Annotated in this window: 11 protein-coding genes; 3 read left to right on the top strand and 8 right to left on the bottom strand. The window is 67.6% G+C overall.

Going from position 1 to position 13,274, the window contains the following annotated elements; genetic code table 11:
* Positions 1-127: 127 nt before the first annotated feature.
* The 7 genes from I3K84_RS14390 to I3K84_RS14360 all read right to left on the bottom strand — a co-directional run bounded on the left by I3K84_RS14390 (position 128) and on the right by I3K84_RS14360 (position 8,142).
* Positions 128-1,552 (bottom strand): NAD(P)(+) transhydrogenase (Re/Si-specific) subunit beta, encoded by a 1,425-nt coding sequence (locus I3K84_RS14390; protein WP_011807036.1) that lies wholly within the window; start codon positions 1,550-1,552, stop codon positions 128-130.
* Positions 1,553-1,563: 11 nt separating this feature from the next.
* Entirely contained in the window at positions 1,564-1,893 is a 330-nt protein-coding gene (locus I3K84_RS14385; RefSeq protein WP_011807037.1) for an NAD(P) transhydrogenase subunit alpha, read from the bottom strand.
* Positions 1,894-1,941: 48 nt separating this feature from the next.
* A complete protein-coding gene (locus tag I3K84_RS14380; protein ID WP_231403335.1) occupies positions 1,942-2,661 on the bottom strand; it encodes a hypothetical protein in 720 nt (239 codons plus the stop codon).
* A 24-nt stretch (positions 2,662-2,685) separates the two neighbouring features.
* A complete protein-coding gene (locus I3K84_RS14375; RefSeq protein WP_088888171.1) occupies positions 2,686-3,801 on the bottom strand; it encodes a Re/Si-specific NAD(P)(+) transhydrogenase subunit alpha in 1,116 nt (371 codons plus the stop codon).
* Positions 3,802-4,012: 211 nt separating this feature from the next.
* Positions 4,013-5,077, bottom strand: coding sequence for a class II fructose-bisphosphate aldolase (gene fba / locus I3K84_RS14370; RefSeq protein ID WP_196994839.1), 1,065 nt, complete (start codon positions 5,075-5,077; stop codon positions 4,013-4,015).
* A gap of 153 nt (positions 5,078-5,230) precedes the next feature.
* The gene (pyk, locus tag I3K84_RS14365) at positions 5,231-6,667 is read right to left on the bottom strand and encodes a pyruvate kinase (protein WP_196994838.1); all 1,437 of its coding nucleotides are present in this window, start codon (positions 6,665-6,667) and stop codon (positions 5,231-5,233) included.
* Between the two features lie 83 nt (positions 6,668-6,750).
* Positions 6,751-8,142 (bottom strand): aminopeptidase P N-terminal domain-containing protein, encoded by a 1,392-nt coding sequence (locus I3K84_RS14360; RefSeq protein ID WP_196994837.1) that lies wholly within the window; start codon positions 8,140-8,142, stop codon positions 6,751-6,753.
* A gap of 66 nt (positions 8,143-8,208) precedes the next feature.
* Here I3K84_RS14360 and I3K84_RS14355 point away from each other — a divergent pair, with 66 nt between their 5' ends.
* Positions 8,209-9,048: a hypothetical protein gene (locus I3K84_RS14355; protein ID WP_041836122.1), complete on the top strand. Its 840-nt coding sequence runs from the start codon at positions 8,209-8,211 to the stop codon at positions 9,046-9,048.
* 23 nt (positions 9,049-9,071) lie between these two features.
* Here I3K84_RS14355 and I3K84_RS14350 read toward each other — a convergent pair whose 3' ends face one another.
* Positions 9,072-9,887, bottom strand: coding sequence for a nucleotidyltransferase family protein (locus I3K84_RS14350; protein ID WP_196994836.1), 816 nt, complete (start codon positions 9,885-9,887; stop codon positions 9,072-9,074).
* Positions 9,888-10,050: 163 nt separating this feature from the next.
* Between I3K84_RS14350 and tkt the strand changes: the two genes are divergently transcribed.
* Both tkt and gap read left to right on the top strand, forming a co-directional pair.
* Positions 10,051-12,087: a transketolase gene (gene tkt, locus I3K84_RS14345; RefSeq protein ID WP_196994835.1), complete on the top strand. Its 2,037-nt coding sequence runs from the start codon at positions 10,051-10,053 to the stop codon at positions 12,085-12,087.
* A 53-nt stretch (positions 12,088-12,140) separates the two neighbouring features.
* Positions 12,141-13,142 carry a type I glyceraldehyde-3-phosphate dehydrogenase gene (gene gap / locus I3K84_RS14340; RefSeq protein WP_196994834.1) on the top strand — a complete coding sequence of 334 codons (1,002 nt, stop codon included), beginning with the start codon at positions 12,141-12,143 and terminating at the stop codon, positions 13,140-13,142.
* The last annotated feature ends 132 nt before the right edge of the window (positions 13,143-13,274 follow it).

Here is a 13,274-nt window from a genome sequence, read left to right as displayed (position 1 = left end):
ATGTCTCTCCTGGAATCTTCTAGTTACGAATGACGGCAAAGTGCGGCGCATTGTGGATGGCCTGCAGCGTTAGCGCGTCTGGAATTACCCTAGCGTGCCGGCCCCGCCGGCATGCGCGGATGCGGCACTACTCCACGGCCTTGCCAATGTCTTCGACCACCTTCTTGGCGTCGCCGAAGACCATCATGGTCTTGTCCATGTAGAACAGTTCGTTGTCCAGGCCGGCGTAGCCCGCGGCCATGGAGCGCTTGTTGACGATCACGGTCTTGGCCTTGTAAGCCTCCAGGATCGGCATGCCGTAGATGGGGCTGCCCTTGTGCAGCGCGGCGGGGTTCACCACATCGTTGGCGCCCAGCACGATGGCCACATCGGCCTGGCCGAACTCGCCGTTGATGTCCTCCATCTCGAACACCTGGTCGTAGGGCACCTCGGCCTCGGCCAGCAGCACGTTCATATGGCCGGGCATGCGGCCCGCCACCGGATGGATGGCGTACTTGACGGTGATGCCCTTGTCGGTGAGCTTTTGGGCCAGCTCCTTCACCGCATGCTGCGCGCGCGCCACGGCCAGGCCGTAGCCGGGGACGATGACCACGGTCTCCGCCTGACTCAGGATGAAGGCCGCATCGTCGGCGCTGCCGCTCTTGGCCGTGCGCTGCACGCCGCCGCCCGTGGCCGCAGCTGCCGCGTCGCCGCCGAAGCCGCCCAGGATCACGTTGAAGAACGAGCGGTTCATGGCCTTGCACATGATGTAGCTCAGGATCGCGCCCGAGCTGCCTACCAGCGAGCCCGCGATGATGAGCATGCTGTTGTTCAGCGAGAAGCCGATGCCCGCCGCTGCCCAGCCCGAGTAGCTGTTGAGCATGGACACCACCACGGGCATGTCGGCGCCGCCGATGGGAATGATGATGAGCACGCCCATCACGAAGGCGAGCGCCAGCATGGCGAAGAAGGCATCCCAGCGCTCGGTGAGCATGAACACCAGCCCCAGGCCGACGGTGGCCAGGCCCAGCACCAGGTTCAGCAGGTGCTGTCCCTTGAAGACCACGGGCGCGCCCTGGAACAGGCGGAACTTGTACTTGCCCGAGAGCTTGCCGAAGGCGATCACCGAGCCACTGAAGGTGATGGCGCCGATGGCCGCGCCCAGGAACAGCTCCAGACGGTTGCCCAGCGGGATCGGCTGGCCATGCGCCACGATCTGGAAGGCCCAGGGCTCGGCCACGGCCGCCACGGCGATGAACACCGCCGCCAGGCCGATCATGCTGTGCATGAAAGCCACCAGCTCGGGCATCTTGGTCATCTCCACGCGCTGGGCCATCACCGCGCCCGCGCCACCGCCCACCACCAGGCCGGCCAGCACGTAGGTCATGCCCACGCCCTTGTCGCTGGCCAGCTCCACGATGAGCGCCGCCGTGGTCAGCACGGCGATCGCCATGCCCGCCATGCCGAACAGGTTGCCGCGGATCGACGTGGTGGGGTGCGACAGGCCTTTGAGCGCCTGGATGAAACAGACGCTGGCGACCAGGTACAGCAGCGTGACAAGGTTCATGCTCATACCAACGCTCCTTATTTCGTAGCTGCTTTCGCTTGTTCGGCGGGCGCCTTGCGCTCTTTCTTTCTGAACATCTCCAGCATGCGCCGGGTGACCAGGAAGCCGCCGAACACGTTCACCGCCGCCAGCGCCACGGCCAGCACGCCCATGGTCTTGCCCAGTGGCGTTTCGGTGAGCGCCGCGGCCAGCATGGCCCCGACGATGACGATGGCCGAGATGGCATTGGTCACCGCCATCAAGGGCGTGTGCAACGCGGGCGTGACGTTCCAGACCACGTGGTAGCCCACGTAGATGGCCAGCACGAAGATGATCAGGTTGATCAGCGTGGGCGAAACCGACTCCATCTCGACGCTCCTTCGGAAAGGGGACCTCTACACGGCCCCAATTGACAGCTATTCGGGCAAGGCCTGGGGAAACGGGGGCACGACGAAACGGCCGTCCAGCATGGTGATGCTCTGGCGGGCCGCTTGGGCGAGCTGCTCCATCCACGCCTGCGCAGGACGGCCTGCACGCAGGAACTCCTCGTTGTTGCGCACGGTTGGCCGCAGCAACCGCTGATCGGCCAGCACATCCACGGACACATAGCCACCTTCGGGGGTGGAGTAGCGGTACGAGACGTGGGAATACGGGTTGGCTGGCACTGCCTGCTGCTGCGTCAGCCACTGGGCAAGCGCCGGACGCGCGCTGGCCAGGTAGCCGTCGGTGCCCGCGCTGCGCTTGTAGCGCAGGCAGTCGATGCGCACCGGACTGCCGCGCGCCGCGTCCTCCACCTGCACGCCCTTTTGCGGCAGGCAGGCCGCGGTCCACAGCGTGGTGTCGCGCGGGTGGTTGCTGGCATTGGTCTGCACCACCAGAACCGCCAGCGGTTCCTTGGTCCGGCCGCGCAGGGCCACTGCGCGGGTCTGCATGGGCAGATCGTGCGCGGTGTCATCGGGGCGGACGTCAAACTGCTCGGCGTCACCGCCCAAAGGCTGCCAGGTGCCCGCGGGCAACTGCAGTTCGGCACGGCCCACCCGTACGAGGTCCGGCTGCGCTGGCGCGCATGCAACGAGCGACAGCAGGGCCGCGATGGCGGGGACAAAGGGGTTCCAACGAAGACGCAAGAAAGTCACTCCAAGGTTGCGGGCAGAACAGGGTCACGCGCGCGTGACGGCCCCCTCATGCGCCACCAAGCAGGCCACCACGATGTCGTCATCGCGGTTGAGGTGCAGGGCGCCTTCGGGGTTGATGATGAGTTTGAGAAAGTCGAGCACGTTGCGCGCGTACAGCGCGGAGGCATCAGCCGCCACGAGCGCGGGCAGGTTGGTCTCGCCGACCAGGGTCACGCCGTGGTGCACGACGGTCTGACCCGGCTGGGTCAGCGGGCAGTTGCCGCCCTGCGCGGCCGCCAGGTCCACGATGACGGAGCCGGGTTTCATGGACTCCACCATCTCCTGCGTGACCAGCACCGGCGCGGCGCGGCCGGGGATCAGCGCCGTGGTGATGACCACGTCGGCCTGCGCGACACGCTTGGCAACCTCGGCCTTCTGGCGGTCCAGCCAGCTTTGCGGCATGGGGCGGGCGTAACCGCCCACGCCCTCGGCAGCTTCTTTCTCCTCGGCGGTTTCGTAGGGCACGTCGATGAACTTCGCGCCCAGCGACTCCACCTGCTCCTTGACGCTGGGGCGCACATCGCTGGCCTCGATCACCGCGCCCAGGCGCTTGGCCGTGGCAATCGCCTGCAGGCCCGCCACGCCCACGCCCAGGATGACCACGCGGGCCGCCTTCACGGTGCCCGCCGCAGTCATGAGCATGGGAAAGAAGCGCTGGTAGCGATCAGCGGCCATCACCACGGCCTTGTAGCCGGCGATGTTGGCCTGCGAAGAGAGTACGTCCATGCTCTGCGCGCGCGTGGTGCGCGGCGCAGCTTCCAGTGCATAGGCGGTGACGCCGGCAGCGGCCAGGCGGTGCAGACCTGCGGCGTCGAACGGATTCAGCATGCCGACCAAGGTACTGCCCGGGCGCAGCAGGCCGGCTTCGGACTCTTGCGGCGCGCGCACCTTGAGCACCAGGTCGCAGCCCCAGGCGCCGGCCGCGTCGGTGATCTCGGCTCCCACGGCGGCAAAGCCGGCATCGGTGACGCTGGCGCAGACGCCGGCGCCTGACTGCACCCGCACCGTGTGGCCTTGGGCCACGAGTTTCTTGACGGTTTCTGGCGTGGCGGCCACCCGCGTCTCGCCTGCCAGGGTTTCGGCGGGCACACCTATCAGCATGTCATCTCCTCCTGCACGCGAGCGCCCTACGGCGTTGGTCCACGCAGCATTGCGTATTTCTACTTACCGTGAGCTTACATGAAGAATTTTACACCTTCGACGCACGCGCGACATGGCACGGAGGGAGGCCAAAGAAAAAGCCCGGCGGCCATGGGGCGCCGGGCTTGGGAAAGCGTGGGCGGCAGACGGCTCCGCCGCGCGCCTCATTGCGTCAGTTCACGACCTGCTGCAGCGCGCCGCTGGCGTATTTGGCAGCCATTTCGCTGAGGGTATAGCCCTTCACCTTCGCGCCCTGGCCCTCGCAGCCAAACTCTAGGTAGCGTTGCTTGCAGATGGCCTTGGCGGCTTCGCGCGCGGGCTTCATCCACTCGCGCATGTCGAATTTATCCGGGTTCTCGGCCTGGAACTTGCGCACCGCCCCGGTCATGGCCAAGCGGATATCGGTGTCGATGTTGATCTTGCGCACGCCGTGCTTGATGGCTTCCTGGATCTCGGCCACGGGCACGCCGTAGGTTTCCTTCATCTTGCCGCCAAACTGGTTGATGAGGGCCAGCAGATCCTGCGGCACGCTGGACGAGCCATGCATCACCAGGTGGGTGTTGGGAATGCGCGCGTGGATTTCCTTGACGCGCTGGATCGACAGCACATCGCCCGTGGGCGGGCGGGAGAACTTGTAGGCCCCATGGCTGGTACCGATGGCGATCGCCAGGGCGTCCAGTTGCGTGGCCTTGACGAACTGCGCAGCCTCCTCGGGGTCCGTGAGCAGCTGGGCGTGGCTGAGCTTGCCAGCCGCGCCGACGCCGTCTTCCTCACCCGCCTCGCCGGTCTCCAGGCTGCCCAGGCAGCCCAGTTCGCCTTCGACGGTAGCGCCGATCTTGTGCGCCATGGCCACCACTTCCTGGGTGACGCGCACGTTGTAGTCGAAGTCTGCGGGGGTCTTGCCGTCTTCGCGCAGCGAGCCGTCCATCATCACCGAGCCGAAGCCCAGCTCCAGCGCGGCCTTGCAGATGGCGGGGCTGGTGCCGTGGTCCTGGTGCATGACCAGAGGAATGTGCGGATACGCCTCGGCAGCGGCGGCGATCAGGTGCTTGATAAAGCTCTCGCCGGCGTACTTGCGGGCGCCGGCGCTGGCTTGCAGGATCACCGGCGCGCCCACCTCGTCGGCAGCGGCCATCACGGACTGCACCTGCTCCAGGTTGTTGACGTTGAAGGCGGGAATGCCATAGCCGTGGTCGGCGGCATGGTCGAGCAGTTCGCGCATCGAGACGAGAGGCATGGGGTGGATCCGTTCGAGGGTTGATGGATGAGCGGCGGTAACCGCTTGGTAACCCGTAATTTTAGCCGCCCTACCGTTTCCTGGACCCTTGCCCCCAATACCCCCCATCGCCCCGCCTGCGTTCACGGGGTGAAAGGATGCGCTACCGCGAGTTCATCGTGCGCGGCAGATCTTGAGCATGTTCGTGCCGCCGGGCGCACCCATGGGCTCGCCGCAGGTGATCACGTACAGGTCGCCCTGTTGCACGATGTTGCGCATCTTCAGGTGGCTCTCGGCCTGGTCCAGTGCAGTGTCGCGGTCGGCGCTGGTGTCCATGAGCAACGGGCGCACGTTGCGGAACATGGCCATGCGCCGCTGCGTGGCCACCTTCGGCGTCAATGCATAGATGGGAATGTGGATGCGGTGGCGGCTCATCCACAGTGCCGTGGAACCGCTGTCGGTCATCGCCACGATGGCCTTGGCACCCAGGTGGTGCGCCGTGAACAGCGCACCCATGGCGATGGACTGGTCGATGCGGCCCAGGGTCTGGCCGATGAAGTCGGAGTCGCGCTCCAGGTCTTCGGCCGCTTCCGCGGCGGCGCAGATGGCGGCCATCTCCCGCACCGTGTCCAGCGGGTACTTGCCGGCCGCCGTCTCGGCGCTGAGCATCACGGCGTCGGTGCCGTCCAGCACGGCGTTGGCCACGTCGCTCACTTCGGCGCGCGTGGGCACGGGGTTGGCGATCATGCTCTCCATCATCTGGGTCGCGGTGATCACCACCTTGTTCATGTCGCGCGCCATGCGGATCATCTTTTTCTGCAGCGCGGGCACCGCGGCGTTGCCCACCTCCACGGCCAGGTCGCCGCGCGCCACCATGATGCCGTCGGACACGCGCAGGATCTCCTCCAGCAGCGGCACGGCCTCTGCACGCTCGATCTTCGCGATCAGGCCGGGCTTGTGGCGGAACTCGGCCGCGGCCACGTTGCACAGCTGGCGCGCCATCTCCATGTCGGTGGCGTTCTTGGGGAAGCTCACGGCCACATAGTCGGCCTGGAAGCTCATGGCGGTCTTGATGTCCTCCATGTCCTTGGCCGTGAGGGCGGGCGCCGTGAGGCCTCCCCCCTGCTTGTTGATGCCCTTGTTGTTGGACAGCTCGCCGCCGATCTTCACGGTGGTGTACACCGCCTCGCCGCGCACGGCATCCACCTGCAGCACGATGAGGCCGTCGTTCAGCAGCAGCACGTCGCCAGGCTTCACGTCGCGGGGAAGTTCCTTGTAGTCCAGGCCCACGCCCTGCAGGTCGCCGGGCTCGCTGCGCGACGCGTCCAGCACGAAAGGCTGGCCCGGCTCCAGCATCACCCGTCCTTCGGCAAACTTGCCCACGCGAATCTTCGGCCCCTGCAGGTCGGCCATGATGGCGACCTCGCGCCCGGCGCGCTGGGCGGCCTCGCGCACCATGGCGGCGCGCTCCACATGGTCCTGCGCCTTGCCGTGGCTGAAGTTCAGGCGCACCACGTTCACGCCCGCCGCGATCATCTGCTCCAGCAGTTGCGGGTCGCTGGAGGCGGGGCCCAGGGTGGCAACGATCTTGGTGGCGCGGCGGATCTGCATGGGGGTGTCTCTTTTCCGTGGATGTAATCGAGTTTCGATTTTTGCACAAAATCAGTTACATCGCGGTTCCTGAAAACACCCGCTCAGCCGCGCATCAGCGCCTCGATCTCGTCACCCTCCACGGGCACCCCGCGGGTGATCAGTTCGCAGCCAGTCTCGGTGACGATGGCGTCGTCCTCGATGCGGATGCCGATGTGGTGGAAGGCCTCGGGCACGCCCGGCGCCGGGCGCACGTACAAGCCGGGCTCGATGGTCAGCACCATGCCCGGGCGCAGGATGCGGCTGGGGCGGTTCTGGATCAGCTCGCCCGACAGCGGGTCGCGCCGCTCGCTCACCTGGCCCACTTCTGAGGGCTCGACGTAGCTGCCGCAGTCATGCACATCCATGCCCAGCCAGTGGCCGGTGCGGTGCATGTAGAACTGGAAGTACGCACGGCTCGCGATCACGTCCTGCACGCTGCCGACCTTGTTGGCGTCCAGCAGGCCCAAGTCCAGCAAGCCCTGCGCCAGCACGGCCACCGTGGCGTCGTGCGGGTCGTTGAAGCGGTTGCCTGCACGCGTGGCGGCGATGGCCGCCTTCTGGCTCTCCAGCACCAGGTCGTACAGCGCGCGCTGCGGGCCGGTGAAGCGGCCATCGGCCGGAAAGGTGCGCGTGATGTCCGAAGCGTAGCCGTCCAGCTCGCAGCCCGCGTCGATCAGCACCAGCTCGCCCGCGCGCACCGGCGCGGCATCCGCGCGGTAATGCAGCACGCAGGCGTTGGCCCCCGCAGCCACGATGGAGCCATACGCCGGGCACTGCGAGCCCTCTTCGCGGAAAGCGTGCAGCAGCTCCGCATCCAGGTGGTATTCGCGCACGTCCTGGCCGGCGCGCAGCATGCGGGCGCTTCTTTGCATGGCGCGCACATGGGCGCGGGCGCTGATGGCGGCGGCGCGGCGCATCAGGTCCTGCTCATGCCCGTCCTTGATCAGGCGCATCTCGTCGAGCAGCGTGCACAGATCACCCTGCTGCGCGGGGCACAGCGCGCCGTACCGCACGCGTGCGCGCACCTGGTTCAGCCAGCCTTCCACACGCGCAGCCAGTCCTGGGTGGGTGGCGAAGGGGAACCAGACGCTGCCGCGGTTTTCCAGCAGGCGCGGCAGGCGCGCGTCGATATCGGCCACGGAGTGCGCGGCGTCCACGCCCAGGGTGGCCAGGGCCGCCTCGGGCCCCAGGCGGTAGCCATCCCAGATCTCGCGCTCCAGGTCCTTGGGCTGGCAAAACAGAGTGCTGTGGCCTTCCGCGGTCAGCACCAGCCACGCGCCCGGCTCGGCAAAGCCCGTGAGGTAGTAGAAGTAGCTGTCGTGGCGGTAGAGAAACTCGCTGTCGCGGTTGCGCTGCTGCAGCGGGGCGGTGGGCACGATGGCGATGCCGCCCGCGCCCAACTGGGCGGCAAGGCGGGCGCGACGCTGCGCGTAGAGGGAGCTGGGCGTGGTCATGCTGCCATTGTGGGCCCAACGGCCGGCGCGCGCGGCGGCGCCCAGGCGCCGTGGCAGACTCGCCGCATGTCCTTCCTGCTGACCACCCTCATCCCCCTGCTGGGCCTGGTGCTGACCGTGGCCCTGCTTTTCTACGCGTTCTATGCGCGGTATATCGATGTTCCCAACAAGCCGCGGCTGGACCGCCGCGTGCTGGTCGCCCTGTGCGCCGTGGCCGTGGTGTGCGATGCCTGGCTGGGCCTGCGCCTGTACCTGTCGGGACGCGCGCAGCAGACGCGCCAGGACAGCGCCGTGCATCGCACCCACCGCGAACGCTTCGTGCTGCCGCACGACGTGCAGTACGGCGAACTGGTGATTCCCGCGGGCAGCCTGATCAACCGGCTGGACCCCTTCGACAACGGCGCGCCGGTGCAGCCCGTGTCCCTGCGCGGCCTGGAGGCGGTGCGCTTTCCGCAGCCCGTGCTCGTGGCCGGCGTATGGGCCCAGGCGATGCAGGTGCTGCCGATGCGCGTAGAACTGGCCCAGGACCAGCGTATTGGCCCGCTGTACCGCTACAACACCGACACCAAGGACTGGGAGCTGAACAAGGTGGTACCCGCGCTGCTGTGCCGCCAGGGCCAGATCGCCCTGTTCCAGGTGCCGCACATTCCCTACGACGTGCAGGCCGAAGTGGGCAAGCCCGCACCCGACGGGCCGCAGGCCCGCTTTCTGCCCAGCCAGTGGCAGTTCCGCAACTGCGAGAACGGCCCGGCCATCGATGTGCAGCCCGCCCATCCCGCATCGGCCACCGCGCTGGCGCCCGCGCCCGAGTTGCTGCCTCCGCCGCCGCCCGCCGAGCCGGCATCAGACCCCTCCGAGCCCGCGTCGGGCGCTGCCTCGGCCCCCGCATCCGCGCCAGGCGCCTGAGCCGATAGCCGACGGACGCTGCCTCAGCCGGCGTTCAGCTCAGCGAGCCGCTCGGGCGTACCCACATCGGTCCAGCGCCCGGTATGGAGCGTCGCCGTCACCCGCCCCGCATCCATGGCGCGGCGCAGCAGCGGCGCCAGGGGCGCGGCCACACCCTCGGGGTTGCCGGGTGCGATGTCGCACCAGGGCGCGGTGAACAGCTCGGCGCGCAGCAGGGCGATGGTGCTGTAGGTGTAGCGCGGCCGCGGGTCCTGCGCCGGCAGATTCAGCGCCAACCCCTCGGGCGACAGGCCGAAGTCGCCGCGCGGGTGGTGCGGCGGGTTGGGCACGAGCCACAGATGGGCCAGGGCATCGCCGGCCACGAACCGCTGCACGGCCTGCGCCTTGAAGGTGAAGTCGGGCGCGAACACATCGCCCGCCGCCAGCCAGAACACCGGCCCCAGCTGCGGCAGCGCGCGTGCGATACCGCCGGCCGTCTCCAGCGCGCGACCGAAATCCCGGCCTTCATGGGAGTATGAAATTGATAGCTGCTCGCGCTTGTCCTGCTTGCCTTCGACGGCAAAAACATCTGAAAACCGGTGGCCAATCCGCTCGCCCAGCCACGCGGTGTTGATCACGGCGCGCTCGACACCCGCTTCGACCAACGCACGCAGGTGCCACTCCAGCAGCGGCCGACCACGCACTTCGAGCAATGGTTTGGGACAGGCGTCGGTCAGCGGGCGCATGCGCTCGCCGCGGCCGGCGGCGAGCAGCAGGGCCGGCACTTGCGCCCAGCCGTGCGCCGGGCCGGGGGCCGTCGTGATGGAGGAATCTGCGAAGCAGGAAGGCACCGTGGGCATGGCTGCGCACTGTAGTGCATGCGCCCCGCGCAACCGTGCAACAGGCCAGCCAGCCGCCCCGCCAACCAGCCCATCAGCCTCCGCGCCGCCCAGGCTGCGGGGCCCCCGGTAAAATCCCGGGTTTCTTCACAAGAACACCGCCCCCTCTGCGGAGCCACCCCTCATGGCCAACTCTCAACAAATGGCGAATGCGATCCGCGCACTCGCAATGGATGCCGTTCAACAAGCCAACTCCGGCCACCCCGGCGCCCCCATGGGCATGGCCGACATGGCCGTGGCGTTGTGGGGCCGGCACCTGAAGCACAACCCCACCAACCCCCAGTGGATGGACCGCGACCGTTTCGTGCTGTCCAACGGCCACGCGTCGATGCTGCTGTACTCGCTGCTGCACCTCACGGGCTACGACCTGCCCCTGCAGGAGCTGAAGAACTTCCGCCAGCTGCACAGCAAGACCCCCGGCCACCCCGAGCACGGCATCACCCCCGGCGTGGAGACCACCACCGGCCCGCTGGGCCAGGGCGTGGCCAACGCCGTGGGCTTTGCGCTGGCCGAGAAGCTGCTGGCCGCCGAGTTCAACCGCGAAGGCCACGCCGTGGTGGACCACCACACCTACGTGTTCCTGGGCGACGGCTGCCTGATGGAAGGCATCAGCCATGAGGCCGTGGCTCTCGCCGGCGCGTGGAAGCTCAACAAGCTCATCGCGCTGTACGACGACAACGGCATCAGCATCGACGGCCAGGTGGCGCCCTGGTTCATCGACAACACCCCGCAGCGCTTCATGGCCTGCGGCTGGAACGTGATCGACGCCGTGGACGGGCATGACGTGGAAGCTGTGGCCGCCGCCATCGGCCAAGCCAAGGCCAGCGCCGACAAGCCCACGCTGATCGTCTGCAAGACCGTCATCGGCAAGGGCAGCCCCAACCGCGCCAACACGGCCAAGGCCCATGGCGAGCCCCTGGGCGCCGAGGAAATCAACCTCACGCGCGCTGCCCTGGGCTGGTCGCACGAGCCCTTCGCGATCCCCGAGTCGGTGTACGCCGACTGGGATGCCAAGGCGGCCGGCCAGGCCGCCGAAGCCGAGTGGACGCTGCGCTTTGCCGCCTACGAGGCCGCCTACCCCGAGCTGGCATTCGAGCTGTCCCGCCGCATGGCTGGCGACCTGCCCAAGCACTTCGCCCAGGTGGCGGTGGACACCGTGGTGGCCGCGCACACCAAGGCCGAGACCGTGGCCAGCCGCAAGGCCAGCCAGATCGCACTGGAAGCCTTCACCGCCGCACTGCCCGAGCTGCTGGGCGGCAGCGCCGACCTGACCGGCTCCAACCTCACCAACACCAAGAGCACGCCCGCGCTGCGCATCGAGCCCAACGGCGCCGTGGCCAAGACCGAGGCCGGCCAGGTGGGCCGCCACATCAACTACGGCGTGCGCGAGTTCGGCATGGCGGCCATCATGAACGGCCTGGCGCTGCACGGCGGTTTCATCCCCTACGGCGGCACCTTCCTCACGTTCAGCGACTACAGCCGCAACGCCATCCGCATGGCCGCACTGATGAAGCAGCGCGTGATCCACGTGTTCACGCACGACTCCATCGGCCTGGGCGAGGACGGCCCCACGCACCAGTCGATCGAGCACGCCGCCAGCCTGCGCCTGATCCCCGGCCTGGACGTGTGGCGCCCCGCCGACACGGCCGAGACCGCCGTGGCCTGGAGCGTGGCCCTGTCCAACCGCGACAAGCCCACCGCTCTGCTGCTGTCCCGCCAGAACCTGCCCTACGCGCCCAAGAGCGACCTGGGCGACATCTCGCGCGGCGCCTACATCCTCTCCGAGCCCGCCGCCGTGGGTCTGAAGAAGAAGGCCCAGGCCGTGATCATCGCCACCGGCTCCGAGGTGCAGCTGGCCCTGGCCGCGCAGCAACTGCTGGCCGCCAAGAAGATCGCCGTGCGCGTGGTCTCCATGCCCAGCACCACCACCTTCGACCGCGAGGACACCAAGTACAAGCAACTGGTGCTGCCCGCCGGCATCCCGCGCATCGCCGTCGAGATGGGCGTGTCCGACTTCTGGTGGAAGTACGGCTGCGCCGCGGTGGTCGGCATCGACACCTATGGCGAGTCAGCCCCGGCTGGCGTGCTGTTCAAGCACTTCGGCTTCACGGCCGAGAACGTCGCTGACACGGTGCTGGCCGCGCTGCAGCGCGCGCGCTGATCCCTCCCGGTTCTCGTTTTTTTGCAATCCATCCATCCCTAGAGGCTCACACCATGACGATCAAGATTGGCATCAACGGCTTCGGCCGCATCGGCCGCAACGTACTGCGCTCGGCCGTGCAGAACTTCTCCGACATCGAAGTCGTTGGCATCAACGACCTGCTGGAGCCCGATTACCTCGCGTACATGCTGCGCTATGACAGCGTGCATGGCCGCTTCAAGGGCGAGGTCTCGGTCGAGGGCAACACGCTGATCGTCAACGGCAAGAAGATCCGCCTGACGCAGGAGCGCGATCCCGCCAACCTGAAGTGGAACGAAGTCGGCGCCGACATCGTGATCGAGTCCACCGGCCTGTTCCTGGACAAGGCCAGCGCCGAGAAGCACATCGCTGCCGGCGCCAAGAAGGTGCTGATGTCGGCCCCGTCCAAGGACGACACGCCCATGTTCGTGTTCGGCGTGAACCACGCCACCTACGCCGGCCAGGCCATCATCTCCAACGCGTCCTGCACCACCAACTGCCTGGCTCCCGTGGCCAAGGTGCTGCATGACAAGTGGGGCATCAAGCGCGGCCTGATGACCACCGTGCACGCCGCCACCGCCACGCAAAAGACCGTGGACGGCCCGAGCAACAAGGACTGGCGCGGCGGCCGCGGCATTCTGGAAAACATCATCCCCAGCAGCACCGGCGCCGCCAAGGCCGTGGGCGTGGTGATCCCGTCGCTGAACAAGAAGCTGACCGGCATGTCCTTCCGCGTGCCCACCTCCGACGTGTCGGTGGTGGACCTGACGGTGGAGCTGGAGAAGGAAGCCAGCTACGACGAGATCAAGGCCGAGATGAAGGCCCAGTCGCAGGGTGCACTCAAGGGCGTGCTGGGCTACACCGAGGACAAGGTGGTGGCCACCGACTTCGTGGGCGAGACCTGCACCTCGGTGTTCGACGCCGACGCCGGCATCGCCCTGGACAAGACCTTCGTGAAGGTCGTGTCGTGGTACGACAACGAGTGGGGCTACTCCAACAAGTGCCTGGAAATGGTGCGCGTGATGGCCGGCAAGTAAGCCGCAGCCTCCGCCGCTCACAGAGAACGCGCCTTCGGGCGCGTTTTTTATGTCAAATATGCCTCCAGCGCTTATCCATCAAGCGCAGGTAGCTATTTATTCAATAGCAAAGCACGTCCACGGCCGGCACCC

The sequence above is a fragment of the Diaphorobacter sp. JS3051 genome (genome assembly GCF_015832135.1).
Taxonomy (GTDB): Bacteria; Pseudomonadota; Gammaproteobacteria; order Burkholderiales; family Burkholderiaceae_C; genus Diaphorobacter; species Diaphorobacter nitroreducens.
The sequence above is the reverse complement of the archived record's forward strand: the minus strand, read 5'-3'. Positions and strand labels throughout refer to the sequence as shown.

Coding starts and splice junctions, on each gene's coding strand:
- fba (WP_196994839.1), bottom strand. CDS start 5,077: ATGCCTCTCGTCTCGATGCGCGAACTGCTCGACCATGCCGCCGACCAC.
- I3K84_RS14390 (WP_011807036.1), bottom strand. CDS start 1,552: ATGAGCATGAACCTTGTCACGCTGCTGTACCTGGTCGCCAGCGTCTGT.
- I3K84_RS14350 (WP_196994836.1), bottom strand. CDS start 9,887: ATGCCCACGGTGCCTTCCTGCTTCGCAGATTCCTCCATCACGACGGCC.
- I3K84_RS14360 (WP_196994837.1), bottom strand. CDS start 8,142: ATGACCACGCCCAGCTCCCTCTACGCGCAGCGTCGCGCCCGCCTTGCC.
- I3K84_RS14355 (WP_041836122.1), top strand. CDS start 8,209: ATGTCCTTCCTGCTGACCACCCTCATCCCCCTGCTGGGCCTGGTGCTG.
- I3K84_RS14375 (WP_088888171.1), bottom strand. CDS start 3,801: ATGCTGATAGGTGTGCCCGCCGAAACCCTGGCAGGCGAGACGCGGGTG.
- I3K84_RS14385 (WP_011807037.1), bottom strand. CDS start 1,893: ATGGAGTCGGTTTCGCCCACGCTGATCAACCTGATCATCTTCGTGCTG.
- tkt (WP_196994835.1), top strand. CDS start 10,051: ATGGCCAACTCTCAACAAATGGCGAATGCGATCCGCGCACTCGCAATG.
- gap (WP_196994834.1), top strand. CDS start 12,141: ATGACGATCAAGATTGGCATCAACGGCTTCGGCCGCATCGGCCGCAAC.
- pyk (WP_196994838.1), bottom strand. CDS start 6,667: ATGCAGATCCGCCGCGCCACCAAGATCGTTGCCACCCTGGGCCCCGCC.